The sequence below is a fragment of the Pseudomonas sp. LBUM1647 genome (genome assembly GCF_059716175.1).
Genome location: NZ_CP166809.1, coordinates 3251831 through 3276645, shown reverse-complemented (window position 1 = coordinate 3276645; position 24815 = coordinate 3251831). Strand labels below are relative to the sequence as shown.

Below are 24815 nucleotides of genomic sequence, written 5' to 3'. Positions count from 1 at the left end.
CCCTTCGACTGGCGAACCCGGCGTTCGCTGCTAGCTTCAACAGACGTGTCCTACAGGCTTAATAGGAAAGAGATTTCGCAGTAACGGCCGAGAAGTTCCCGGTCGTCAGCACCGGCTGATGGCCTGCCGCAGTTCACGCTGTTCGCCGGGATCAACGTCACGTTTGGTAAATAAGGACTTTCATATGCATGGTGCAATTCGCGCAGCCGGTTTCAGCCTGATGACGATGTTCGTCAGTTGCGGGGTCGGCGCCCAGGAGCTGGATACGCGGATCGGCAAGATCGCAATGGAAGGCGAACTGCCGGCCCATGAATCGATTGCCAGGCTCTACGCCGGACTGGATTTCCAACAAGCGACCCAGAGTTATCTGTGGGCCTTGCCCCTGGAGTCCTACGCGCATTGGCAGGAAGAATTCCGCGACAAGCTCAGCGCTCACAGCGGCGACCTGATGGTGCTCAACAGTTACGAAGAGAAACTGGGCGTGATCACCGCCAACGCCACCACACCGTACATCCTCGGCTTCGTCGACCTGAATGAAACTGGTCCGCTGGTGATCGAACTGCCACCCGGCCCGACCGAAGATCACGCGCTGCGCCACCTCAAGCAATCCTTGGCTACGCTGCATAGTCAGGCCGAACGCAGCAAAGTTTCAGCCGCTCCCGCGCTACGACCTCTCAATCCAGTTAACGAGAAGGCATTCCCATGACGAACCCGATATCGCTCCGCCAACGTTACGGGCTGAAGCTGCTGCTGACCCTGGCCCTGAGTCTGCCACTGTTGGCTCAGGCTGCCGAACCCCTCCCCTCATGGAACGACGGCCCGGCGAAAAAGAACATCATCGAGTTTGTCCAGACGGTGACCGATCAAAGCAGCAAGGACTTCGTCAAACCCGCCGATCGAATCGCCGTGTTCGACAACGACGGCACGCTGTGGAGCGAGCAGCCGATGTACTTCGAATTTCTGTTTGCGATGGAAGAGGTCAAGCGCACCGCACCGCAACACCCGGAATGGAAAACCACCCAGCCGTTCAAAGCTGTGCTGGAAAACGATCACAAGGCCCTCGCCGACTCGGGTATGGAAGGTTTTATGAAGATCTTCGGCGCGACCCACACCGGCATGACCACCGAAGCCTTCGACGACTACGCCAAAACCTGGCTGACCCAGGCGCGCCATCCAAAAACCGGCAAGCCCTACACCGAGATGATCTTCCAGCCGATGCTGGAAATGCTCGATTACCTGCGTAGCCAGAATTTCAAAACCTACATCGTCTCCGGCGGCGACTCCGCGTTCATGCGCGCCTTCGCCGAGAAGGTCTACGGCATCCCGCCGGAGCAAGTGATCGGCACCACGTTTGTCACCGCCTACCAGCTCAAGGACGGCCAACCGTCGATCCTGCGCACCGCCAAACTGGCCCACAACGATGACGGCCCGGGCAAACCGGAAAGCATCGACGCGGTCATTGGCCGGCGCCCGATCCTCGCGTTCGGCAATTCCGACGGCGACCTGCAAATGCTGCAATGGACCGCCGCCGGCACAGGCAAACGATTCATGGGGCTGGTGCATCACACCGACGCTAAACGTGAATGGGCCTATGACCGAAAATCAGATATCGGTCGTCTGGACAAGGCCCTGGACGAAGCAAAAAACCGTGGCTGGACTGTCGTGGATATGGCCGCCGAATGGCGCCGGATCTATCCCTTCGATGCCGCCGCTCCCGAGCTAGTGCAATAAAAAAGCGTAACGCAGGACCGCAAAAACGTTTGTCGCACCACGCGACGCCAGCGAGAAAGGAGCAAGTCTGATGACTCGCATACGCAAGTGGCTACCGAAACTCGCCCTGGTGGCGCCGTCGGTCAAGATCCAATAATGAAATGGCTACCCCCGACGCCCCCTGTGATCGCCCACTAAGCTTTCGCAGGGGGCTCATCGGAGACTGTTGCCATGAACAAAGTAGCTATTGCCGCCATCGACTTGGGAAAACACTCCTTTCATCTGCATGTCCAAGATGATCGTGGTCATGAGCTCTACCGCAAAAAGTTTACTCGAGTGGCGCTTACCCAACACCTGGCGAACCTCGAACCCTGCACCGTCGTGATGGAAGCCTGTGGCGGAGCCCACTTCATGGCGCAGGAAGTCGCAAAGCTGGGACATATGCCCAAGCTCATCGCGCCTCATCCAGTGTGCCCGTGTTTACGTGATGCAGCTGGACCGACAGAAAGGCTGGCTGGCGGACTGGGTCCGGCAGCTATTGGCCCGCCATCACTCCAACCATGTGGTCTGCGCGCTGGCCAATAAGCTGGCGAGGATCGCCTGGGCGATTGCCGCGCACCACACCGGATTCGATGCAGGGCCAAGCGCGATGAACGCCTGACCCTGCTGTCACCCAAGCACCACCCACCTGGTTTGCGATGCTGGATAACAGATGACGTGAACGGCCAACCGGCCTGACGACAACCCTGAGCTCCCACACGGCTGAAAGGCCGTTCGAGTAATCAGGATCGTCGGGCATCGATTCTCATCGAGGCGCGGGGCCACAACCCCACTCAGACGCCGGATAGATGAAAGCAAGCCATACACGCATCAAAAACAGATTCGTTTTCCAATGGTTTGCCCGTGCCCTTGCGCACGACCTGCGCCAAAACATGATTGTTGGCGCCATCGAGAAACACCGCTTCAGTGGCCAGGTCGGTTTCCTGATCGCGAATGCCACTGGCCGTGCTCACCGCCGCTGCCACCAGGGCGATAGGGATCACTTCATAAGGCTTCAAGCCTTCGGTCTTGCTGCTCACGGCGGTGATGGTGGCGCGCACCACGATCACACCCGGGCCAGGGCCCGCAGCCAACGGCAGGGATTTACCCACTTCACGCTTGAGCGCTTGATCGTAGTAACTGGTGATTCCGTTCAGGGTGGCCTGAGGGATTTTCACGGTCGGTTGAGGTTTGGGATAGAGCTGGGTCGGTTCGATATAGACACTGGTGTACTTATTGATATCGAGCTTGGGATCTACCCAGCGCATCACCGTGGCACCCGAGGGCGACTTGGCTTCCTTGAGCTGGCTGTAGTCCTTGAGAAAACCCGAATACAGACCCGGCTCCACCACTTTACTGGAGCAACCCACCACTCCGATCGAGGCCACGCACAGGGTGCTCATCATTAACGCAAGCTTCATGCTGTAACTCCTGTAAGTCAGTCGACAACCGTACGAGTAAGGGTGTTACAGGTATGGCCAATGCAGCGCAGTTTGTTTTCAAAAATCACAATACTCATCGAACGCTGCACCGAGGATCACAACCGTCATTTGACAGACGCCGACCATCCGGCAAAGCTGCATCGAGCTTGAACGCACGCCTGACGGCAAACGCACCCGGACTATGGAAGTCGCAATGCCGAAACATAAAAATAAAGCGGTACAGCCAAACCCTGATTCGCCACAAACCCTGATTAACCGTTACCTGTTTCCCGTCACCCTCGGTGTCTTGCTATTGGCCATCGCGGGCATCGGCTGGTTTCTGTTCAGCAGCAAACCGGTGCCCGTGACTTATGCGCCTGTCAGCACTCCGGTCGTTCAGCCGGCCAAACCGCAACCGGTCGCCGTGGCGCCGGCAACGATGGTCGATGAGCAACAATGCCAAGGCTGCCACAGCGAGCAGGTCAAGGACTGGCAAGGCTCCCATCACCAATTGGCAATGCAGGAAGCCAACGCCGAAACGATGCTGGGCGACTTCAATAACGTCACCTTCAAAGCGGAAAAAGAAACCACCCGTTTCTCGCGCAAAGACGGCGGGTTCTGGGTCAACACCCCCGGCATTGACGGCAAGAATGCCGACTTCAAGGTCGCCTACACCTTCGGTATCGCGCCGTTGCAGCAATACCTGATCGAGGTCGGCGAAGGTCGGTTGCAAGCCCTCGGCGTGGCCTGGGATACCGAGAAGCACCGCTGGTTTCACCTCTATCCGGGTCAGGGTGTGAACTTCAAAGACCCGTTGCACTGGAGCAAGCCGAGCCAGAACGCCAACTTCATGTGCGTCGAGTGCCACACCACCGGTTACAAGCGCAATTTCGATGCCGCGAAAAACACCTTCGACAGTCATTGGAACAGCCTCGGTGTCGGCTGTCAGGCTTGCCACGGCCCGGCCTCCAATCACCTGGAATGGACAGCAAAAAAAGGTGACCTGGTCCATGCCGGTTTTGCCGTCGACCTGAAGGACAAGAACGCCACTGTCGAAATCGAAACCTGTGCCCGCTGCCACTCGCGCCGCGCGCCATTGGGCGACGGCTTCACCGCCGGCAAGCGCCTGATGGATGACTACCTGCCGAGCACCCTGACCCGCGAGTTGTACGCGCTGGACGGCAAGATCAAGGACGAAGTGTTCGAACACGGCTCCTTCGCCCAGAGCAAAATGTTCGACAAGGGCGTGCGCTGCAGCAACTGCCACAACCCGCACAGCACCGAGCTCAAGGCACCGGGCAACGGTGTCTGCCTGCAATGCCACAACACCGCGGGCAAGACCTCGGTGGAAGGCGTCGATGGCAAAGGGCTGCAAGCGAAGAACTACGATTCCATCGAGCACACCCGCCACACCATGGGCCAACCGGGTTCGCAGTGCGTGGATTGCCACATGCCCGGCAAGTTCTACATGGGCAATGACTTCAGGCATGACCACAGTTTCAGCATTCCCAACCCTGAGCGGGCGAAAAAACTCGGCACGCCGGACGCTTGTCTGTCTTGCCACCAGGGCAAGGCTGGCGACAAGGTCACGGAGCAATTCAAGCTCTGGAACAGCACCACCGCGCAGGCACCGCGTTACGACGAAAGCCTGTGGCTGATTCGCAACGGTCAGCCCGGCGCGGCACAAGCCTTGTACGAGCAGCTTCAACGCAGCAATTTGCCAGCGATTCAGCGCGCGACCCTACTCGCCGAGTTGCCGCTGTACCCAAGCGAACAGGCGTTGAAACTCGCCACCAAGGACTTGAACAACCCGGCCCCACAAGTGCGTGAAAGCGCCGTCCGGGCGATCAGCGCGTTCTTGCCGCCACCGGAGCGCGCGTCGTTGCTGACGCCATTGCTGTCTGATCCGGTGAAGGCTGTGCGGATTGTCGCGGCCCGGGATCTGCTGAGCGTGGCCCGTAATGGATTGGGCAGCGCCCAAGACAACTGGAATGCAGCCATCGCCGAGTACGAGGCGGTCCAGAAGAACCTGGCCGAACGCGCTGAAGCCAACCTCAACCTGGCCATGCTCTATCAAGCCAGCGGTCGTAGCGGCGAAGTCGAAACGTTGCTGCGCATGGCCCTCAAGCGCGATCCGGATTTCTACCCGGCGCTGGTGACGCTGGTGCAATGGCTGGAGGCGAACGGACGCAGTCAGGAAGCTCAGACGCTGCTGGAGCAGAGCCTGAAAGAACATCCGGATTCCGCCTTGCTGCAACACACTCAAGGCCTGTCCCTGGTGCGCGCGGGCAAATCCGCCCAGGCCATGCCGGCCCTGCGCAAGGCCGCGCAACTGGAGCCTCAGAACGCTCAGTACGGTTACGTGTTGGCGGTGGCGTTGCACGATAGCGGCAAGGTCGATGAGGCCTGCCAAGAGCTGGAGCGATTGTTGAAAGTGCAACCGGCCAATCGCAATGCTCGGTTGTCGTTGATCCAGTACTACCTGGATAACGGGCAGGAACCGAAGGCACAGGTGCTGTTGCAGGGCTGGAAGAAAATGAACATGGGGGATCCTGCGTTGAAGTAAGCCTTGCGCCATGTCTGTAGCAGCTGCGTTGTGGCGAGGGGATTTATCCCCTCGCCACAACGCAGCTGCTACATAGACGGTGGAATCACCAGGACGAACCGCTTTTGAGCGCCAACTCCCGCCGACTATTCGCCCGCATCGCCTTGATCAACGACACCGTCCCCACCAGCAAAATCGCCGCGCCGAACAGGAAGTCGATGTTGTACAACTGGAAGTCATTCAACGGCCCCACCAGAAACACCCGGATCGCCCCGATACTCACCAGCGTGGCGAGAAAATCAATGCCCGGCTCGTCGCGATAAAACACGTGCATCAGCGGCAGGCAAATCACCAGCAGCAACAGCAAGACGATCACCTTGAACGAACCCTTGCGCTCGACGCTGAATGCACATTCGTTGGCGGCGTAAGGCTTGTAATCCTCGTCGCGCACCAACGAGTTTTTCTCATTGATGTACTCGGCCCGGTTGTACTTCTGAATGGGCGTAAAGGTGTTCGACATCTCCATCACCGTGGTGATGTGGCGAAAGCGCACGTCGATACGCTCATTGCCCTTGAGGTAATACAGCACCGGTTTGTAGCCGTAGCGGTAGGTGTCGAAGGGGAACTCGGTGGCGCGTCCCTGTACGCCGATCGGTCGTGGCTCGAGCTCCGCGTAGGCACTTTTGTTGTCTGAGGCGAGGTTACGGCTCAGGGGTTTGATTTTGACCTGTTCGAGGAAAATCGGCGTGGCGCCGTAGGACCATTGCAGCGGTTCCAGGCGCAGGCGCAGCTCGTTACGGCCCAGGTCATAGCGATTGAAAGTGCGCTCGGAAACAATCACCGCGCCGCTAAGCAGGAACTCGCCACGCAGGTTGTTGGTGATGCGCAGCGTCAGTTGATCTTTGCCCAGCGACAGCGCATCGGCGGCCGGTGGCGTGCCGCACCAGGCGTAACTGTCGAACGCACCACCCAACTGACCGCCGCGGTTCTCCTGGAACACATAAAAGTAACCGCCCCACAGGGTCAACATCAGCAGAAACGCGGTTAACCCTAAAATTTTCTTGCCCACACTCAAACCAGACTCCTTTCGGTACGACTTCCTTATGAGGTGCGGACTCTACCAAAGTGCCATCACTGTCCAAAGCAAAAAGATCGCAGCCTGCGGCAGCTCATACATCGACTGCGTACACACGCAATGTTTCAGATATACGCAATCGCGTGTAGGAGCTGCCGCAGGCTGCGATCTTTTGATCTTCCCGTTTTTTTACCGCCGCCTGAACAACGGTCGCGGCTCAATCACCGAACGCCCATACAGCACACTCATCCCGGCCAGCCCCTTGAGCGCATCTTCGGCGGATTTGTCTTCGCGCACCGCGAAGCTGTCGAACCCGCATTGACGCATGTGGCTGAGTTGATCGCGCAGTACATCGCCGACCGCACGCAACTCGCCCGTCCAGCCCAATCGAGTGCGCAGCAAGTACGCCTGACTGTAACCGCGACCATCACGGAAGCTCGGGAAGTCGAGGGCGATCAGCGGCAGGTGTGAAAACCACGGCTTGAGGCTTTCCACCTCATCGTCCGGCCCCAACCACACGCCCTTTTGCGGTGGACCTTCAAGCCAACGGGCCAACGGCAGAATCACTGCACCCGCCGGCCATTCATCGTTGACATCCCTGACCAGCGTCCAGGGATCATCAGCGACAATCCGCGCCATACCCTCCTCCAGTCGCAGCAAATTGTTCATGCCGACACCTCCAGCAGCTTCGGATAGACCTGCTCTTTGAACGGTTCCAGACCGATGCGCTGCAAGGTGTCGACGAACACTTCCTCGCTCTCGCGGTAATTGACGAACGTGGCGATGATCTGCTCGATCACTCCGGGCACTTCGGCGGCGCTGAAGGACGGGCCGATGACTTTGCCCAATGCGCTGTTCTTGCCCTGAGCACCGCCGAGGGTGATCTGGTACCACTCGCTGCCGTTCTTATCGACCCCCAGAATGCCGATGTTGCCGATGTGGTGGTGGCCGCAAGCGTTCATGCAGCCGGAGATGTTCAGGCTGATGTCGCCCAGGTCATGCAGATAGTCGAGGTCTTCGAAGCGTGCCTGAATGGCTTGTGCGATGGGGATCGACTTGGCATTGGCCAGTGCGCAGAAGTCGCCGCCGGGGCAGGCGATGATGTCGGTCAGCAAACCGATGTTGGCGCAGCCCAGGCCTTGTTCGCAGGCCCGGCTCCAGAGCGTGTAGAGATCAGCCTTGGGCACGTCGGGCAACACAATGTTCTGTTCATGAGCGATGCGAATTTCGCCAAAACCGAACTGCTCGGACCAGTCGGCCACCGCCTGCATTTGCTCGGCGGTGACATCCCCCGGCGGCGAGGCAATGCCCGGTTTGGTCGACAGCACCACGCTGGCGTAGCCTGGCACTTTGTGCGGCTGAACGTTGCGCAACACCCAACGGGCGAAGGCCGGGTTTTCGGACAGGCGTGTGCCGAAGTCGAGATCGGTGTCCGCCAGAGCACGGTAGTCCGGTGGCACAAAGGCACTGGCCACGCGCTCATACTCGACGTCGGTCAACTGCGCCGGGCCGTCCTTGAGGTACTGCCACTCCTCCTCCACTTCCCGGGCAAAGACTTCGATGCCCAGCGCCTTGACCAGGATCTTGATTCGCGCCTTGTACTTGTTGTCCCGCCGGCCATGTCGGTTATAGACCCGCAGCACCGCCTCGACGTAGGACAGCAGGTGCTGCCACGGCAACCCCTCGCGGATCTGCAAACCGAGGATCGGCGTGCGCCCCAACCCACCGCCGACGATGACCCGCAGCAGCCTCTGCCCGTCGGGTCCTGGGTAAAGATAGAGGCCGATGTCATGCATCATGATCGCCGCCCGGTCCTGTTCCGCCGAGCAGATCGCGATCTTGAACTTGCGCGGCAGGAACAGGAATTCCGGGTTGATGGTCGACCACTGCCGGAGGATTTCCGCCAGCGGCCGCGGGTCGATCATTTCATCCGCCGCCACCCCGGCAAAAGCTTCGGTGGTGATGTTGCGCACGCAGTTGCCGGAGGTCTGGATCGCGTGCATTTCCACTTGCGCCAGACGTTCGAGGATGTCTGGCACCTGGGCCAGTTCGATCCAGTTGAACTGCATGTTCTGGCGGGTGGTGAAGTGGCCGTAGCCACGGTCGTAATCCCGGGCGATGCTCGCCAGCGTGCGCATCTGTGGCGCACTTAACGTGCCGTAAGGAATCGCCACGCGCAGCATGTAGGCGTGTTTTTGCATGTACAGACCGTTTTGCAAACGCAGCGGCAGGAATTCTTCTTCGCTCAACTCATCCGCCATGAAGCGTTCGACCTGATCGCGAAACTGCGCGACCCGCTCAAAGACCAGGGCCCGGTCATAGTCATCGTACTGATACATGTGGCTACCTCATCAGGATTGATCGGGCTCTGCACAACCTTTGTGGGAGCGAACTGTGGCGAGGGGATTTAGCGAAACGTCGCACCGCCCCGTTCGGCTGCGAAGCAGTCGTCAATCCAGACAAACCGGTCTGTCTGAACGGACGCGGGGCCGCTTCGCGACCCAACGGGGATAAATCCCCTCGCCACAGCTCGCTCCCACAGGGATTTCAGTGAGCTTGAAGCTCTATGGCCCGTTTTCTTGAGGCGACTATGGACCTGCGGCGCAGCACGTTACAGATTCACCTGAATGCTAAAAAACCGTATCAGACTGCGGCTGATCACCGCAGGCATTCGCTTTATCTGCTCCGCATAAACTCGGTTTTTCTGAGTCTGTTTTGTTTCCGGTGGGGTTTCTACAGTGGGCAACATGCCAGTCCGGGTGGCCTGGCAAGACTTTGCAACCGTGGAAGCTTTGACCATGAGCACAGCAACAATCGGACAGGCCTATAACTACAAGGTCGTCCGCCAATTCGTCGTGGCAACCGTGGTATGGGGTGTCGTGGGGATGGCGATGGGGGTGTGGATCGCCTCGCAACTGGTGTGGCCGCAGGTGAACCTCGACCTGCCATGGACCACCTTCGGCCGCTTGCGCCCGCTGCACACCAGCCTGGTGATTTTCGGCTTTGCCGGCAGCGCGCAATTCGCCGCCAGTTACTACGCGGTGCAGCGTACCTGCCAGGTGCGGCTGTTTTCGGACAAGCTCGCGGCATTCACTTTTTGGGGCTGGCAGTCGGTGATCGTGGTGATGCTGATCACCCTGCCGCTGGGCTACACCACCACCAAGGAATACGCCGAGATCGAATTCTCCGGCGCGGTATGGATGACGGTGGTCTGGGTCGCTTACGCCATCGTGTTTTTCACCACCGTGGTGCAACGCAAGACCAAACACATCTACGTCGGCAACTGGTTCTTCGGCGCGTTCATCGTGGTGATCGCCATGTTGCACGTGGTCAATCACCTGGCGATTCCGGTGGACTGGTTCAAGTCCTATCCGGTGTATTCCGGGGCGACCGACGCCATGGTGCAGTGGTGGTACGGGCACAACGCAGTGGGTTTCTTCCTGACCACCGGGTTCCTCGGGATGATGTATTACTTCGTGCCGAAACAGGTCGGACGGCCGGTGTATTCCTATCGGTTGTCGATCGTGCACTTCTGGGCGTTGATCACGCTGTACATCTGGGCCGGCCCGCACCACTTGCACTACACCGCACTGCCGGACTGGGCGCAGTCACTCGGCATGGCGATGTCGTTGATCCTGCTGGCGCCGAGCTGGGGCGGGATGATCAACGGCATGATGACCCTGTCGGGTGCTTGGCATAAATTGCGCACCGACCCGATCCTACGCTTTTTGGTGCTGTCCCTGGCCTTCTACGGGATGTCGACCTTCGAAGGACCGATGATGGCGATCAAGACGGTCAACGCCCTCTCCCACTACACCGACTGGACCATCGGCCACGTCCACGCTGGCGCCCTCGGTTGGGTGGCAATGATCACCTTCGGCTCGCTGTACCACATGATCCCGAAAGTCTTCGGTCGCGATCAGATGTACAGCACACCACTGATCAACCTGCACTTCTGGCTAGCGACCATCGGCACCGTGCTGTACATCGCCTCGATGTGGGTCAACGGCATCACCCAGGGCTTGATGTGGCGTGCGATCAACGATGACGGCACGCTGACCTACTCCTTCGTCGAAGCCTTGCAGGCCAGCCATCCAGGGTTCGTGGTGCGCTTCACCGGCGGTGTGTTCTTCCTCAGCGGCATGTTGCTGATGGCTTACAACGTCTGGCGCACGGTGCGGGTTGCGGACGTCGAAATGGCCCACCGCGAAGCGCAGATTGCCTGAGGTAGGGAGCTTGAGATGATTGAGGTCGTACTGAATGTGCTGGGCGTGACGGGGCTTTGGCTGGCGGTTGAATACTGCCTGAAACACCAGACAGCCGAGAGTCTGGAAGATGCGAGTCTGATTCCGTTTGCGGATGACCCTGAGGTGGCGCGGCGGGTGGAGCTGGCGACCGGAAAAACGGTGAAGGCCGTGGTCCCGGAAGAAGCAAAACCAGGCTGGGGAAACCTGGAAATCTGACACATCGCAAATTCAAATGTGGGAGCGGGCCCTGTGGCGAGGGGGCTTGCCCCCGTTGGACTGCGCAGCAGTCCCTTTTTTCGGGGCCGCTTCGCGACCCAACGGGGGCAAGCCCCCTCGCCACAAAGGCCCGCTCCCACAAGGTTCTGTGTTACTGCTGAGAGATCAACCGCGTTCGCGGGGAATCACGCTCTGCAACTGCTGCGCCAGAAAGTTCGCATCAAAGGCAAAGGTATCCGGGTCTTTCAAGCCATTGGTCTTGCGCCATTGCCAGCTACTGGACGGCGGCAGGCACACCAGCGAAATGCTGCCATAGCGCGCTGCCGTCAGGCCCATCACGGCCAGTGAAATCTGACCACCGACGCCCATCACATCCGGCACAAACTCCACCGGTTTACCGGCGATCACAATGGACAGCTTCTCGGTCTTGAAGGTCGACGTTTCGACCGGAACGCTCGGCCCCGAGGCGACATAGGACTCGCGGCTCACCTCCAGCAGATTCGGCGCCTGGACCGGTTCCAGCCATTGCTGGATCTGATCGAACAGTTCACCAATGCGCGTCGCCCACACGGCCGATTGCGACTCGAACAGTTGCTTCTTGTGCGCTTCGCTTTCTGCGTAATGGCGAAGCATCTCACCCAGTTGCTGTACGTCGTCCATTGCGGTGTTCCTTTGTTGAAGCGGTGCTGCGGACTTTGAGCATGGCAGATGCGCGCTGCCGGCGTACGACTAAAAGCGTGAACGGTATTGGCTGGGGGTCATGGCCAGGTATTTGCGAAAGGCACTGCCCATGTGGGACTGATGGGCGAAGCCGGCGTCCAGGGCAATGTCGGCCAGGGACAGGTCAGTGTGTTCGATCATCCTGCGTGCCGCCTGAAGCCTCACTTCAACGAGGTAAGCGTGGGGTGTCAGGCCGATGGTCCGGGTGAATTCGCGCAGAAAGCGCAGCTCGTTTTGCCCGTAGGTGGCGGCCAATTGTTCAAGGGTCAGGGGCTCGTGGAACTGCTCGGCGATCTGATCCAGCACTTGGGCGAAAACCCTGGGCGTGGCACGTTGCGCGGTATTGGCCTTCGGGTTCATCAAACCAAGGAACTCCACCGCCCTTTGCTCAAGCGCCAACCTGTCCGGTTGCGGAGCGAGCAACAGACGCCGCAATTCCCGCCCCAGCATCAGCGCGCGGCGATTACCTGAAGACTGCACACGGTGGTCAACCGCGGGTAAATGCTGATGGGCCAACGGCTCGTCCAGACGCATCAGCAGGTATTCGCCACCGCTGGCCGATTCGGAAAACACTTCCACGCCGACCGGGGTGTAAGCCAGTACGCCAGGCAAGGTATCGAAATCCACCCGGTGATCCGAATCGATGGCGTGCACGCCGTGTTGACGTTCCAGCGTCACCCCAAGGGTTTGCCACTGCACAGGGTCACGCGCGCTGTAAGCCGCACGGGGCAAAAGCTGCAAGCAGAGTCTGCCGCCCAGCAGCTCCTGGCTCAGCACCATTGGCATGTGAAATTTCCTGATAGATCGAGATGAAGAGCCACGGGTACTCTCAAATAAGGGCATGCTCGAACAAAGGGTTGCCATCAACAGGAGCACGCTATGCGTACCATCGGCCTTATCGGCGGCATGAGCTGGGAGTCCAGCGCCGAGTATTACCGTCTCATCAACCAGCAGGTGCGCGACCGGCTCGGGCCGTTGCGTTCGGCGAAATTGCTAATGTACAGCGTCGACTTTGGCCCTGTCGAACAGGCCCAGCACGCCGGGCGCTGGGACGATGCGGCGGCGATTCTAGTGGATGCGGCGCAGCGGTTGCAGGCTGGCGGTGCCGATTGCGTGGTGCTGTGCACCAACACAATGCACAAAGTGGCCGGGCAGATTCAGGCAGCGATCGACATTCCATTCCTGCACATCGCCGATCCGGCTGGTCAGGCGGCCGTCGATACAGGTGCGCTGAAGGTTGGACTGCTCGGCACAGCGTTCACCATGGAGCAGGATTTCCTCAAGGAACGCCTGACCTCAATGGGGCTGACCGTGCTGGTGCCGGAGGCCGATGAACGTCAGGCCGTCCACCGGATCATCTATGACGAGTTGTGCGTCGGAGTGATCAGCGAGGCGTCGCGCAAGGTGTATCAGCAAGTCATCGAATCACTGACCCAACGTGGCGCCCAGGCCATCATCCTCGGTTGCACGGAAATCGGCCTGCTGATCAAACCCGAGCACAGCGCCCTGCCCTTGCTCGACACCACCGAACTGCATGCGCAGGCGGCGGTGGCGTTCGCGTTGGGCGAGTGATTCAATCGGCCTTGGGCGTGCGACGCAGACGCGCCATGCTCAAGGCATCCACCAGCACGCCATCACGCACGGCGTAGTCGCGAAACAGCCCTTCGGTGTCGAAGCCGAACTTGCGATACAGCGCGATGGCGGCTTCATTGTCGGCGTAGACAGAAAGCTCGAGCCGTTGCAGGTTCATCCAGTTGTCAGCGATGTCCAGCGCCGCCGTCAGCAGTTTCGAGCCAACGCCCTTGCCCTGCCAGGCCACCGCGACGCCCATGCCGAGATTGCCGGCATGGCTGCGGCGGATCCGTGAAAACTGCTCCAGGCCAATATTGCCGATGACCGTTCCTTGATGCAGCGCCACCAGCTGCACCACACGCTCGTTGTCGGGCGCCAGGCGTTTGCGCCAGACATCGGTGGACTGAAATGGCATTTGCAGCACCTGACGGGTAATGGCCGGGTCGTTGTAGAGCGCGGTAATGCCATCGATGTGGGATTCGTTGAAACGTTCGAGGGAGATGACAGCGTCAGTGGCGGGCATGGGTGATTCATCCTTGATACAGACATGGCCGCCCACTCTATACCGCCTACTTCCGATATGGCGAGAACCCATGTGGGAGCGAGCTTGCTCGCGATAGCGGCCGGACAGTCGACATCAATGTTGAATGTGATGGCCCCATCGCGAGCAAGCTCGCTCCCACATTTTGGACAGTGTTCAGCCTTCGAACCACTCTCGGCGCTCAGTGAACGTGTTCTGTATCAGCTCAACGATCATCTGCACCTGCGCTGAACCCTCGGACTCGGCATTGACCGCCATCCACACCTGACGCTGCATCGGTTGACTGAACAGCCCCGGCAATTCAATCAGGCCGCGGTCGAAGCGGCTGATGTATCTGGGCAGCAGGCCAATGCAGGCGCTGCAACGGATCATCTCCAGCATCAGCTCATAGGAATGCAACTGCACCACCCCGGCCAGGCGCTGGTCCACGAGGGTATTCCACGGCCGGAAACAGTCGACCTGCCGGTCATGCTGCCATTGCACCAGCAGGAAATCCGTCAGGTCATCGAGGCTGTCAGGGCGGGACGCGACCCGTGAGTAACGTTTGGCAATATGGGGCAGGTAGTCGAGCCGTGCCAGACGCCGGGGCTCGCTGACCGCAAAACTCGGGCCCGGCAGCGGTGAACCGGTGCCGGCCAGCCACAGCACCACATCGGCACTGACCGCTTGCAGGGAGAGTTCGCTGTCCAGGGTGATGATGTCCAGGCGCACGCTGGCGTTGCGCCGCAACAAGGCAACCAGATCGCGACCGAGAATGTCATGCAGGATCGATTCGGCGACGGCCAAGCGAATCAACGGCTGTTCGATCACCGGCAAGTCGCGTTCATGGGCCAGGGCAATCAACTGTGATTGCAGCTGCAATCCGTCACGACTGAGGGCAACGCCATTCTCTGAATGGCTGAACAGCGAACACCGCAGTTGCGCTTCAAGCTGCGCCAATTGTTTGCGCAGCTGGGTGGCCTTGATGTTGAGACTGCGGGCCGCCTGCATGAAACAGCCGCAACGGGCACTGACCCGAAAAGACTGCGCCAGCACCGGATCGATCCCTGCCGCCAGAGTGCGCCAGGATAAGGTTTTCTCTACGGGCGAGCGGTACTCGGCAACTCGCTGACGCTCTGTGGTTTCCATGAATCGCATCGCTGACTCCCTGTCGAACTGTCCTTGAAAACCTCATCCTGCGCAGCGTTTATGAACCTGACGTGACACTCGGGGCGGAAAATCGATTCAGCCTCCAGGGGTTTGCCGAAAACTCACTGCCAGGCGATTCCAGCTGTTGATCGTGGTGACGGCGATGGTCAGGTCGACCATCTCGCCTTCGCTAAATTGCTCCCGGGCCTGAGTGTAAACGTCGTCCGGCACATGGCTTTCAGAGAGCAAGGTGACGGCTTCGGTCCAGGCCAGCGCCGCGCGTTCTCGCGCATTGAAGAAGCCGCTGTCGCGCCAGACCACGATCGAATACAAACGACGGTCGGTCTCGCCGAGGCGCCGGGCATCCACCGAGTGCATGTCAGTGCAGAAGGCGCAGCCGTTGAGTTGCGAGGCTCGGATTTTGATCAAGTGCAGCAAGGCCGGCTCGATGCTGAGGTTGCTGGTCAAGGCCTCCATGGCAATCATCGCTTTCATCGCCTTGGGCGAAGCGCTGTAGTAATCCAGGCGGGCGTTCATGGAGTGACCTCGTGGACCGAATGTGTGCCCCCCAAGGTAGGCGCTGATACGCAGGCGTTACAGATCCAATTCTGCGAAATACCCGTGGACCACTCGGGCACCAGACCAATCGGAGGTTTTTCGCCCACGCAACTTTTGCGCAGGCGCTCATGCGGGTAATCTGGCCCGACGCACACGCGCATCAATCGCCCCAGGAGCTTCGCCGGTATGGAACTTCACGTTGTCATCAACGGCCGCAAGGACCTGGCAGGCCAGTTGTACAACCAACTGCGCAGCGCCATCGAATCCGGCCGTCTGGCAGCCGGGACGCAGCTACCGCCCAGTCGTTTACTCGCTGAACAACTGGGCATTTCGCGCAAGACCATTTCTGACACCTACACGCAACTGACCTACGAAAACTTCCTCACCGGGGTCATCGGCAAAGGCACCTACGTCAACGCCCGACCGGCGAAAATCACCCGCAAGCAAAGCCATTCGGAGTTGGCCAGTGCCGAGGTCATCGAGTCTTGGCGCAACCTGCCGGTGTTCCTGCGCCATCCGACGCTGGAAGGCTCGTTGCGCTACGACTTCATCGGCGGCGCCACCAGCAAGGGCCAGTTCCCCCAGGATGACTGGCGGCGCTGCACCGCTCACGCCTTGCGCCAGATCGCCGCTTCCAAGGGTTTCTACAGCCTGCCTGAAGGCTTGCCGGCGCTGCGTAATGCGATCGCCCGGCACATCGCGTTTTCCCGCGGGGTCAATTGCCAGGACGAAGACGTGGTGGTGTGCAACGGCGCGCAACAGGCGTTGGACCTGATCTCCCGGGTGCTCACGCGCCCCGGCAGCATTGTCGCCATGGAAGACCCCGGTTACCCGCCCGCACGCCTGTTGTTCGGTACCCACGGGGCCACGGTGATCGGCGTCCCGGTGGATGCCGAAGGCATTCAGGTGGACAAGATCCCCCTTGGCACCCGGCTGATCTACGTCACCCCGTCCCACCAGTTCCCGCTCGGCATGCCGATGAGCCAGGCGCGCCGGGTGGCGCTGCTGGAGCGGGCCCATGAGTTGGGCGCGATCATCATCGAGGACGACTACGACAGCGAATTCCGCTACGAAGGCCGGCCCACCGACTCGCTGCAAAGCATGGACGAACGCGGCATCGTCGCCTACGTCGGGACCTTTTCGAAAACCCTGCTACCGGAGCTGCGCCTGGGTTATGCGATCCTGCCGCCGGCGATTCTCGACGCGGTCATTCGCGCCAAGCAGCTCACCGACCTGCACACCTCCACCCTACCCCAATGGGCGCTGGCCAAGTTCATCGCCGAAGGCTGTCTGCTCAAGCACATTCGGCGCTGCCATACGATCTATGCCGGGCGTCGTGAGCGGATCCTCGAGCGCATGGCCGGCGATCTGTCACCATGGCTCGAGGCGGTCCCGACCACCGCCGGGTTCCACCTGGTGGTTATGTGCAAAGTGCCTATCGATATTCCATTGGTGATCGAACTGGCCAAAAAAGTCGAAGTCGGGGTGTATCCCATCGACAGCTTTTTCTATCAGCAAGCGCCGCAGGCCGGGCTTTTCCTGGGTTTTGGCGTCATTGAAACCCTGGACATCGACATCGCCCTGGACCGCCTGCGGGACATTTTGCAGCAGGTCGCCTGACAGATTGGTCTGCGTTTTTATCCCGCGATTGGCAATTGGTGGTCCGGGGATGCAGGCCTATCCTGCATAAGCGTTATCCCTCAATGAGCAGGATTCGTCCGGCCTGATTCAGGAGTGTGAGCAATGTCCAACGAAGTGATCAATACCGTTAAGGTGCAGGCCGCCGCCGGCTGCTCGGACGAACTGGGCAAGCAACTGCAAAAAATTGTCGACACCCTGCGCGAACTACCGGGCTGCGATTCCTATATGGTCGACCGCTGCCCCGAGGACGACAACCGCTGGACTGTCAGCGCCCGCTGGCAATCGGAAGCGGCCATGCAAATGCATTTCAACTGCCCTGAAGTACAAGGCTTTATCGGCCTGATCGACAGCCGCCTGGCCAACAGCGTCGACTTCAACAGCTTTCCTATCGTTTAAAAATTAGGTCGCCGTCTTCGGCCACTCCTACAGGGCAATGGGTACCCCTGCAGAAGTGGCTGTAGGCGGCGATCTTGTTTTTTCAACACGCATGATTGGTCCCCTCGCCTTCACGAAAATTGGCTGTTTGATTGGCCTTGGCCGAGACTTACTGTGGTCCCTGACACTAACCACAGCAGGTGATAACCCATGAACGCCTTCCGCTACTGTGCTGCGCCCCTCGCCGCCCTGGCCCTGACCTTTTCCGCCGCGGCATTCGCCCACGACCCTTCGGAAAAAGTCACCATTCTGCAGGACGAAATGCTGCAAAACGTGCCGGGCAAAAAAGCGTTGATGATCGAAGTCGATTACAAACCCGGCCAATCGTCCATCGCCCACAAGCACGAGGGCACGGCCATGGCTTATGTTATTTCGGGAGAAATCATTTCCCAGGTCAAAGGTGAAAAGGCGATCACTTACAAGGCCGGTGAATACTGGTACGAACCCGCCGGTTCGGAGCATTTGGTCTCGAAAAATGCCAGCACCACCAAACCCGCCAAGCTGTTGGTGTTTATGGTGTTAGCGCCCGACGAAAAAGTATTGACCCCTTTGGAAAACTGATAGCTGTTGCGCCAACCATAAATAAACAGGCCCGAGTTAAGCATTCGGGCCTTTTTATTTCCCGGCGCAATTAACCGGGACCTTTTAAACCAAACAAAACTATTGGCTGCCTGATAAGTGCAGAGATTGGCTGTTTCATTCAGCAACGACAGGTTTAGTCTGGAATTACCGCCGACCACGTCCGGCCTATTAACTTTCCGACTCAAGTTGTTTCACTGGAGAAACACCATGAAACTTGCACTTGTCAGTACTTTGTCGATGACGGTTCTTTTAACGGGTTGTTCAATACCCACGGCACCGAAGGCTGTTTCTTCGCTCGACGGCGTCTTCACCGAGCCGGTGGGCCGCAGCAGCGCCACGCATGTCACCAATGGCAGCAACGTTTCCCTGGGCATCGTCTACAGCCGCAACACGCAGACCAACCGCGCCTACCTTCAGGATTACCAGGCCAACGCCGGCACCGGTTTCGGCCAGAGCCTGTTGGTGCAGTCGATTCACGATGCCTACGTTGCCACCTCAAAACCGGACCTGGCAGTGGACTGGGTCAAAGCGTCCTTGCAACGTCAGTTTGGCTCGGTGACGGTGTACCCGGACATGCAAAGCCTCAGGGCCGCTAAACCGGACGTGGTCGCCGTCGTCGACACCCGCAGTCAATTGATGACATCTCGCAGTTCGGATATCAGCGCGAATGTCAGCGCAGCGTTCTACGATACCCACTTCAACTACATCGGCACTGCGCAAGGTCATGACGCTAAAGAACCGAGTCCGGTATGGGCGGACTATAAACGCAGCGAAGAGATAGTTGCCGATATAAACGAACAACAGAATGTGCAAGTCAGGGCCTTGCAAAAGTTTGACCAGTCGCTCAGCAATTTATTGACCAGACCGACAGATAAAGTGTCGATGATCGATAACACAACAGGTCAGAAGTTGTATTAAGGCGAATGGCCCCATCGCGAGCAAGCTCGGCTCCCACAGAGGTGGTGTTGGATACATAACATGCACACGACACAAAACCTGTGGGAGCCGAGCTTGCTCGCGATGGGGCCCGACCAAACGCCACAAAAACATCAGACAAAAAAAAGCCCCGCAACTCTCATTGCGGGGCTTCTTCATTCAGCGCCTGATCAGGCAGCTGGCTCCAACTCAGCGCTGGCAGTGACAGCGGCAGTAGTAGGCACCACCGCTTGACCGCTCAACGCCAGATCCAGCAACTCACGGTTGGCCACCGCATACATGGCGTAATCAGTGCCGCTGGCGGCACGGATTTCTACCAGCATGGCGCGCCAGCGTTCGATCATGCCTTCGTGCGCTTCCATCCACAGTTCCAGACGGGTTTCCACGTCCTGGGTGCCGTCGCCCTGTTGCAGGACGGAGATGGTGATCGCACGTTGTTGCCAGTCGACGTCATCGCGGAACGCTTCACGGGCCAGGGCCTGCCAGTTGTTTTCAACCGGCAGAGCGCTGATCTGTTGCAGGTACCAGGTGATGTCCAGCGCGCTGCCCACGGCGAAGTAAGCCTTCGCCACGTCGGCTGCGTTCTGACCGGTCACGTCGGACGCTTCGATGATCGGCAGCAGGGTGTACAGGTGAGTGGTGCCTGCAACCATGCGCGCCAGCAACTCAGGAACGCCAGCCGCGACGTAAGCCTGATAGCGGGTCTGCCAGCCTTCGCGGGTCGGGCCTTCCAGCAGTTCGTCGAGCTTGAGGCCCAGCGCTGCCAAATGTGGACCGAAGTGCGCGACGTCACGGGCAGCATTCTGCTCGTTGCGACGGCTGCGCAGGAACCAGCGCGTAGCGCGACGGCCCAGACGCATCAGCTCGTCCATCAGCTCCAGTTGTACGTCAGCGGAAACCTGGTAATCCAGGGCTTCAATCTGACGGAACCAGTGCGGGAGATGGAAGATGTCACGCACGATCACGTAAGCACCGGCCACGTTCGCCGGGCTCATGCCGGTCGACTCTTTGAGTCGTTGAACGAAGGTGATGCCCATGTGGTTGACCAGATCGTTGGCGATCTGGGTGCTGACGATTTCGCGCTTCAGACGGTGACGGCGCATGGCGTCGGAGAACTTGCTCACCAGGGTCGGCGGGAAAGCGGTTTCCATGTCGCGCGTCAGGTAATCGTCGTCCGGCACCTGAGAATTGAGCAGCGCTTCCTTGAGGTCGATCTTGCTGTAGGAGATCAGCACCGACAGCTCTGCACGGGTCAGGCCATGGCCTTCCGCGAGGCGCTCGTTGATCGCTTCTTCAGATGGCAGGAACTCGATGGCGCGATCCAGCTTGCCGCGGCCTTCCAGATCGTTCATCAGACGCTTGTATTCGGCAATCCGCACGAAGGCTCGGCGTGCCGCCAGGGACAGTGCCTGAGTCTGCTTGTAGTTGTTGCCCAAAACCAGGTTGCCGACTTCGTCGGTCATGCTCGCCAGCAACTGGTTACGTTGCTTGTCGGTCATGTCACCGGCATGAACCACTTCGTTCAGCAGGATCTTGATGTTTACTTCGTGGTCGGAGCAGTCCACACCACCAGCGTTGTCGATGAAGTCGGTGTTGGAACCGCCGCCATTGAGGCCGAATTCGACACGACCCAGCTGGGTCATACCGAGGTTACCGCCCTCGCCCACGACTTTGCAGCGCAGTTCGTTGCCGTTCACGCGCAGTGCATCGTTGGCCTTGTCGCCGACATCGGCGTGGCTTTCGCTGCTGGCTTTGACGTACGTACCGATACCGCCGTTCCACAACAGATCCACCGGTGCCTTGAGCAAGGCGTTCAGCAGTTCGGTCGGGGTCAGCTTGTCAGCCTGAATGTCGAAGCGCTCTTTCATCTGCGGGGAAATCGCGATGCTTTTCGCGCTACGGGAGAAGATCCCGCCGCCTTCGGACATGATGCTGGTGTCGTAATCCGACCAGGCCGAACGCGGCAGGTCGAACAGGCGCTGACGCTCGGCGAAGCTGTTGGCCGGCTCCGGGTTCGGGTCGATGAAGATGTGCAGGTGGTTGAACGCTGCGACCAGTTGCAGCTTGTCGGACATCAACAAGCCGTTACCGAACACGTCACCGGCCATGTCGCCGACGCCGACCACAGTGATGTTGTCTTCCTGGACATTGATGCCGCGTTCGCGGAAGTGACGTTGAACGCCAACCCACGCGCCCTTGGCGGTGATGCCCATTTTCTTGTGGTCGTAACCGGCCGAGCCGCCCGATGCGAACGCATCGCCGAGCCAGAAGCCGTAGTCGATGGCGATACCGTTGGCGATGTCGGAGAAGGTTGCAGTGCCCTTGTCCGCTGCCACCACCAGGTACGGGTCATCGTCGTCATGACGCACGACGTTGGCCGGCGGTACCAGCGCGCCGTCTTTCAGGTTGTCGGTGATGTCCAACAGGCCCGAGATGAAGATGCGGTAGCAGGCGATGCCCTCGGCCGCGATCTCGTCTCGGCCGCCACCCAGTGGCAGGCGACGCGGCAGGAAGCCGCCCTTCGCGCCAACCGGCACGATGACCGAGTTCTTCACTTGCTGGGCTTTTACCAGGCCCAGGACTTCGGTGCGGTAGTCTTCTTCACGGTCGGACCAGCGCAGACCGCCACGAGCAACGTTACCGAAGCGCAGGTGCACGCCTTCGACGCGAGGCGAATAAACGAAGATTTCGAACTTCGGTACTGGCTTCGGCAGCTCTGGAATCTGGTGCGGGTTGAACTTGAAGCTGAAGTAGGACTTGTTCTGACCGTTGGCGTCGGTCTGGTAGAAGTTGGTCCGCAGCGTGGCCTTGATCAGGTCCAGGTAGCGACGCAGGATGCGGTCTTCGTTCAACACCTGGACGTCGTCCAGTGCGCTCAGAATCGCGTGTTCCAGACGTTGCTGCTTGTCTTCCAGATCGTCAGTACCGAGCTTGCGGGCCAGGTAGAAACGGGTTTTGAACAACCGGGTCAACTCGCGAGCGATGTCGGTGTGGTTGTTCAGGGTGCTGGCGATGTAACCCAGGTCGAAGCCCAGGCGAATCTGCTTCATGTAACGGGCGTAGGCACGCAGCAGCGCGACATCGCGCCATGGCAGGCCGGCGGTCAGCACCAGACGGTTGAACGCATCGTTCTCGGCATCCCCGCGCACGATGTGGACGAACGCGTCCTGCAAGGTGTCGTTGAGTTGCTGGATGTCGAGTTCCAGGCCTTCAGCGGCGGTGAACGCGAAATCGTGAATCCAGAACTCGCGGCCATTGTTGTGACGCAGGCGATACGGGAACTCGCCCAGCACGCGCAGACCAAGGTTTTCCAGGATCGGCAACACGTCGGACAGCGCCAGCGGCGTATCGGCGTGATACAGCTTGCAGTGCAGCTCGCGCTGACCGGAGACCTGACCCAGTGGCTGATAGAAGCTCATCACCAGCGGATTGGATTCTTTCAGGCTCAGCAGGTGCTGCATGTCGACCACAGCCGAATGCGCGGCGAAACGCTCGCGGTAACCGGCCGGGAAGCCTTTCGGGAAGTCAGCCAGCACGTTGGTGCCGTGGGCTTCGCCGAAGGTTTCGACGGTCAGGGCCGAGTAGTCGTCCTGCCAGCTGCGGCAAGCCTGGATCACTTCGTTTTCCAGCTGCTGCGGGTCGATGTCCAGACGGTTTTTCGGATCGACACGCAGAATCAGTTGCACGCGGGCCAGCACGGACTCGGAGAAGAAGGTCCAGAACTCGCAGTCCGAGGCTTTCAGGCGATCCATCAGCACTTGCTGGATCTTCTGGCGCACTTCGGTGGAGTAGATGTCGCGCGGCACATAGGCCAGGCAGTAGCAGAAACGACCATACGGGTCTTTGCGCAGGAACACGCGAATCTTGTTGCGTTCCTGGATCTGCACGATCGACATCACGGTGGTAAACAGTTCGTCGACCGGGGTCTGGAACAGGTCGTCGCGCGGCAGCACTTCAACCACCTGCGCCAGTTCCTTGCCCAAGTGAGCCTTGGCCTGGAAGCCGGAACGGCGTTCGATTTCTTCGACCTTGCGGCGGATGTACGGGATGACCCGCACGCTCTCGCCATACACCGAGGAGGTGTACAGGCCCATGAAACGGCATTCCTTGATGACGTTGCCGTCGGCGTCGATTTCACGGATCGACACGTAATCCGGGTAAGCCGGACGGTGCACACGGCTTGGGTGCGCCGCCTTGGCGAACGACAGCAGGGTCGGTTCGCGCAGGTAGTTCACGGCGTAGTCTTCGATGCGCAGGTCATCGTAGGTCAGGCCGGTGCGCAGCAGTTTGGTCAGGCCGAGGAAGGAATCCTGGTCGTAGACGATGTGGCCGCCATCGGCTTCATCGCGAACCACGAACTCTTCATAGCCCAGGAAGGTGAAGTGGTTGCCCACCAGCCATTCCAGGAAGCTTTTGATTTCGGCTTTTTCTTCAGAATCGACAGCGAACTGGCTGTTGTCCAGGCCGGTAAGGATTTCCTGGACCTTGGCTTTCATCGGTTCGAAATCGGCGACCGCAACGCGGACTTCACCGAGAACCTGTTCCAGTTCCTTGCTCAGGACATTTAGTTCGGCCGAGTTGGCGCAACGGTCGATTTCCAGGTACATCAACGACTCTTGCAGAACGTCGTCGCCCTGGGTGCCTTTCGGCAGGATTTCCAGCAGCTCGCCCTTGCTGCCGCGACGCACGCTCAGCACAGTGGTTTGCAGGGTGTGGATGCTGTAACCGCGACGGTTCAGCTCGGTGCGTACCGAGTCCACCAGAAATGGCAGGTCGTGGTGCAGCACTTCGACCGCGGTGTGGGTCGACTGCCAGCCGTGGCGTTCGTAATCGGGGTTGTAGACGCGCACTTGCGGTTGCGCGTGATCGAAGCGCTCAAGCAGGCGCCACGCAGAAAGGGTGCAGCCGGCGAGGTCGGACAACCGACGCTGGGTCAGCTCGTCCAGGGAAATGATGCCGAAAAATTGTTCCGCGAACAGCGCCACTTGTGGCAGTGCCTGTTCACTGATGTGCTGGGCCAGTGCCGCTTGCAGTTGGTGCTGGAAGTCGGCTTTGCTGGCTGCGGTGAAGAACGCCATCTGTGGTACTCCGCTTGGGCTTGTTATTGATGGAAGCGTCGCGTGCAAACCCCTTTCGGGGCAATCCGTCACCCTGTTCCTGATTCTCGGGCAGAGGAAACAGGATGACAGGTGGGTGAAGCTGGACGAGACACTCAGGTCACATTCACCTTCCATGAATGGGCATCTGCAAAAACGACTGGGCAAGGTGCAGCGCAATGCCTTTACAGGTGCTCATCCGTTGCGCAGCTTAACCAGTGCGGCAAGGCCCGTGCTTGCAGCGCTGCGACATATTCGGTCATCGGTACGCAGCTTGCGCCTTGTGCATCGAACAACACTAGCAGCCGCACGGCAAAACGGGGGGTTTAAGCCCGGTTTTGCGGCACATCCGT

The 24815-nt window shown here is 59.4% G+C and carries 20 protein-coding genes and 2 pseudogenes; 11 read left to right on the top strand and 11 right to left on the bottom strand.

Translation table 11 applies throughout. The annotated features are described in order from the left end of the window. Window positions 1–184: 184 nt before the first annotated feature. Together ACA059_RS14935 and ACA059_RS14930 are read left to right on the top strand one after the other, a co-directional pair. Window positions 185–577, top strand: a pseudogene (locus ACA059_RS14935) (DUF1254 domain-containing protein); the annotation flags it as partial. Window positions 578–702: 125 nt separating this feature from the next. Beyond that, on the top strand, window positions 703–1731 hold the full coding sequence (locus tag ACA059_RS14930) for an HAD family hydrolase (RefSeq protein ID WP_497634522.1): 1029 nt from the start codon (window positions 703–705) through the stop codon (window positions 1729–1731). Between the two features lie 192 nt (window positions 1732–1923). Here ACA059_RS14930 and ACA059_RS14925 read toward each other — a convergent pair whose 3' ends face one another. Further along, entirely contained in the window at window positions 1924–2151 is a 228-nt protein-coding gene (locus ACA059_RS14925) for a hypothetical protein (protein ID WP_497634760.1), read from the bottom strand. Between the two features lie 19 nt (window positions 2152–2170). Here ACA059_RS14925 and ACA059_RS14920 point away from each other — a divergent pair. Beyond that, window positions 2171–2371 (top strand): annotated as a pseudogene (locus ACA059_RS14920) (IS110 family transposase); the annotation flags it as partial. 172 nt (window positions 2372–2543) lie between these two features. Here the strand turns inward: ACA059_RS14920 and ACA059_RS14915 are convergent. After that, the gene (locus tag ACA059_RS14915) at window positions 2544–3170 is read right to left on the bottom strand and encodes a DUF3313 domain-containing protein (RefSeq protein WP_497634521.1); all 627 of its coding nucleotides are present in this window, start codon (window positions 3168–3170) and stop codon (window positions 2544–2546) included. 214 nt (window positions 3171–3384) lie between these two features. Here ACA059_RS14915 and ACA059_RS14910 point away from each other — a divergent pair, with 214 nt between their 5' ends. Next, entirely contained in the window at window positions 3385–5736 is a 2352-nt protein-coding gene (locus tag ACA059_RS14910; protein WP_497634520.1) for a tetratricopeptide repeat protein, read from the top strand. Between the two features lie 85 nt (window positions 5737–5821). Here ACA059_RS14910 and ACA059_RS14905 read toward each other — a convergent pair whose 3' ends face one another. From ACA059_RS14905 to nirA, 3 genes are all read right to left on the bottom strand, one after another. Beyond that, window positions 5822–6790, bottom strand: a complete 969-nt coding sequence (locus ACA059_RS14905) for a hypothetical protein (RefSeq protein ID WP_497634519.1) — start codon at window positions 6788–6790, stop codon at window positions 5822–5824. 189 nt (window positions 6791–6979) lie between these two features. After that, window positions 6980–7459 (bottom strand): DUF934 domain-containing protein, encoded by a 480-nt coding sequence (locus ACA059_RS14900; protein WP_497634518.1) that lies wholly within the window; start codon window positions 7457–7459, stop codon window positions 6980–6982. Beyond that, window positions 7456–9129: a nitrite reductase NirA gene (gene nirA / locus ACA059_RS14895; RefSeq protein WP_497634517.1), complete on the bottom strand. Its 1674-nt coding sequence runs from the start codon at window positions 9127–9129 to the stop codon at window positions 7456–7458. Before nirA ends, ACA059_RS14900 begins: the two co-directional genes overlap by 4 nt. A gap of 459 nt (window positions 9130–9588) precedes the next feature. Here nirA and ccoN point away from each other — a divergent pair, with 459 nt between their 5' ends. Next, window positions 9589–11016, top strand: coding sequence for a cytochrome-c oxidase, cbb3-type subunit I (gene ccoN, locus ACA059_RS14890; RefSeq protein ID WP_497634516.1), 1428 nt, complete (start codon window positions 9589–9591; stop codon window positions 11014–11016). Window positions 11017–11031: 15 nt separating this feature from the next. Next, window positions 11032–11253 carry a cbb3-type cytochrome c oxidase subunit 3 gene (locus ACA059_RS14885; RefSeq protein ID WP_497634515.1) on the top strand — a complete coding sequence of 74 codons (222 nt, stop codon included), beginning with the start codon at window positions 11032–11034 and terminating at the stop codon, window positions 11251–11253. Between the two features lie 165 nt (window positions 11254–11418). Here ACA059_RS14885 and ACA059_RS14880 read toward each other — a convergent pair whose 3' ends face one another. Together ACA059_RS14880 and ACA059_RS14875 are read right to left on the bottom strand one after the other, a co-directional pair. Further along, a complete protein-coding gene (locus ACA059_RS14880; RefSeq protein WP_497634514.1) occupies window positions 11419–11913 on the bottom strand; it encodes a hypothetical protein in 495 nt (164 codons plus the stop codon). 69 nt (window positions 11914–11982) lie between these two features. Beyond that, entirely contained in the window at window positions 11983–12759 is a 777-nt protein-coding gene (locus tag ACA059_RS14875; RefSeq protein ID WP_497634513.1) for a helix-turn-helix domain-containing protein, read from the bottom strand. A gap of 93 nt (window positions 12760–12852) precedes the next feature. Between ACA059_RS14875 and ACA059_RS14870 the strand changes: the two genes are divergently transcribed. Further along, a complete protein-coding gene (locus ACA059_RS14870) occupies window positions 12853–13545 on the top strand; it encodes an aspartate/glutamate racemase family protein (RefSeq protein WP_497634512.1) in 693 nt (230 codons plus the stop codon). Between the two features lies 1 nt (window position 13546). On the opposite strand, the gene ACA059_RS14865 is transcribed toward ACA059_RS14870, so the two are convergent. From ACA059_RS14865 to ACA059_RS14855, 3 genes are all read right to left on the bottom strand, one after another. Further along, entirely contained in the window at window positions 13547–14068 is a 522-nt protein-coding gene (locus ACA059_RS14865) for a GNAT family N-acetyltransferase (RefSeq protein WP_497634511.1), read from the bottom strand. Window positions 14069–14242: 174 nt separating this feature from the next. Continuing rightward, a complete protein-coding gene (locus ACA059_RS14860; RefSeq protein WP_497634510.1) occupies window positions 14243–15223 on the bottom strand; it encodes a LysR substrate-binding domain-containing protein in 981 nt (326 codons plus the stop codon). Window positions 15224–15310: 87 nt separating this feature from the next. After that, window positions 15311–15751: a carboxymuconolactone decarboxylase family protein gene (locus tag ACA059_RS14855; protein ID WP_497634509.1), complete on the bottom strand. Its 441-nt coding sequence runs from the start codon at window positions 15749–15751 to the stop codon at window positions 15311–15313. A 207-nt stretch (window positions 15752–15958) separates the two neighbouring features. On the opposite strand from ACA059_RS14855, the gene pdxR reads away from it, so the two are divergent. From pdxR to ACA059_RS14835, 4 genes are all read left to right on the top strand, one after another. Next, entirely contained in the window at window positions 15959–17392 is a 1434-nt protein-coding gene (gene pdxR / locus ACA059_RS14850) for a MocR-like pyridoxine biosynthesis transcription factor PdxR (protein ID WP_497634508.1), read from the top strand. Window positions 17393–17515: 123 nt separating this feature from the next. Further along, entirely contained in the window at window positions 17516–17809 is a 294-nt protein-coding gene (locus ACA059_RS14845) for a putative quinol monooxygenase (protein WP_033054681.1), read from the top strand. 189 nt (window positions 17810–17998) lie between these two features. Further along, the gene (locus ACA059_RS14840) at window positions 17999–18409 is read left to right on the top strand and encodes a cupin domain-containing protein (protein WP_497634507.1); all 411 of its coding nucleotides are present in this window, start codon (window positions 17999–18001) and stop codon (window positions 18407–18409) included. Window positions 18410–18637: 228 nt separating this feature from the next. After that, entirely contained in the window at window positions 18638–19348 is a 711-nt protein-coding gene (locus ACA059_RS14835; protein WP_497634506.1) for an ATPase, read from the top strand. Between the two features lie 188 nt (window positions 19349–19536). On the opposite strand, the gene ACA059_RS14830 is transcribed toward ACA059_RS14835, so the two are convergent. Further along, entirely contained in the window at window positions 19537–24444 is a 4908-nt protein-coding gene (locus ACA059_RS14830) for an NAD-glutamate dehydrogenase (RefSeq protein WP_497634505.1), read from the bottom strand. Window positions 24445–24815 lie beyond the last annotated feature (371 nt).

Excerpts from the sequence above, each read along its gene's own strand:
- ACA059_RS14930 (WP_497634522.1), top strand. The coding sequence starts at position 703 with ATGACGAACCCGATATCGCTCCGCCAACGTTACGGGCTGAAGCTGCTG.
- ACA059_RS14925 (WP_497634760.1), bottom strand. The coding sequence starts at position 2,151 with ATGTCCCAGCTTTGCGACTTCCTGCGCCATGAAGTGGGCTCCGCCACA.
- ACA059_RS14915 (WP_497634521.1), bottom strand. The coding sequence starts at position 3,170 with ATGAAGCTTGCGTTAATGATGAGCACCCTGTGCGTGGCCTCGATCGGA.
- ACA059_RS14910 (WP_497634520.1), top strand. The coding sequence starts at position 3,385 with ATGCCGAAACATAAAAATAAAGCGGTACAGCCAAACCCTGATTCGCCA.
- ACA059_RS14900 (WP_497634518.1), bottom strand. The coding sequence starts at position 7,459 with ATGAACAATTTGCTGCGACTGGAGGAGGGTATGGCGCGGATTGTCGCT.
- nirA (WP_497634517.1), bottom strand. The coding sequence starts at position 9,129 with ATGTATCAGTACGATGACTATGACCGGGCCCTGGTCTTTGAGCGGGTC.
- ccoN (WP_497634516.1), top strand. The coding sequence starts at position 9,589 with ATGAGCACAGCAACAATCGGACAGGCCTATAACTACAAGGTCGTCCGC.
- ACA059_RS14885 (WP_497634515.1), top strand. The coding sequence starts at position 11,032 with ATGATTGAGGTCGTACTGAATGTGCTGGGCGTGACGGGGCTTTGGCTG.
- ACA059_RS14880 (WP_497634514.1), bottom strand. The coding sequence starts at position 11,913 with ATGGACGACGTACAGCAACTGGGTGAGATGCTTCGCCATTACGCAGAA.
- ACA059_RS14875 (WP_497634513.1), bottom strand. The coding sequence starts at position 12,759 with ATGCCAATGGTGCTGAGCCAGGAGCTGCTGGGCGGCAGACTCTGCTTG.
- ACA059_RS14870 (WP_497634512.1), top strand. The coding sequence starts at position 12,853 with ATGCGTACCATCGGCCTTATCGGCGGCATGAGCTGGGAGTCCAGCGCC.
- ACA059_RS14865 (WP_497634511.1), bottom strand. The coding sequence starts at position 14,068 with ATGCCCGCCACTGACGCTGTCATCTCCCTCGAACGTTTCAACGAATCC.
- ACA059_RS14860 (WP_497634510.1), bottom strand. The coding sequence starts at position 15,223 with ATGCGATTCATGGAAACCACAGAGCGTCAGCGAGTTGCCGAGTACCGC.
- ACA059_RS14855 (WP_497634509.1), bottom strand. The coding sequence starts at position 15,751 with ATGAACGCCCGCCTGGATTACTACAGCGCTTCGCCCAAGGCGATGAAA.
- pdxR (WP_497634508.1), top strand. The coding sequence starts at position 15,959 with ATGGAACTTCACGTTGTCATCAACGGCCGCAAGGACCTGGCAGGCCAG.
- ACA059_RS14845 (WP_033054681.1), top strand. The coding sequence starts at position 17,516 with ATGTCCAACGAAGTGATCAATACCGTTAAGGTGCAGGCCGCCGCCGGC.
- ACA059_RS14840 (WP_497634507.1), top strand. The coding sequence starts at position 17,999 with ATGAACGCCTTCCGCTACTGTGCTGCGCCCCTCGCCGCCCTGGCCCTG.
- ACA059_RS14835 (WP_497634506.1), top strand. The coding sequence starts at position 18,638 with ATGAAACTTGCACTTGTCAGTACTTTGTCGATGACGGTTCTTTTAACG.
- ACA059_RS14830 (WP_497634505.1), bottom strand. The coding sequence starts at position 24,444 with ATGGCGTTCTTCACCGCAGCCAGCAAAGCCGACTTCCAGCACCAACTG.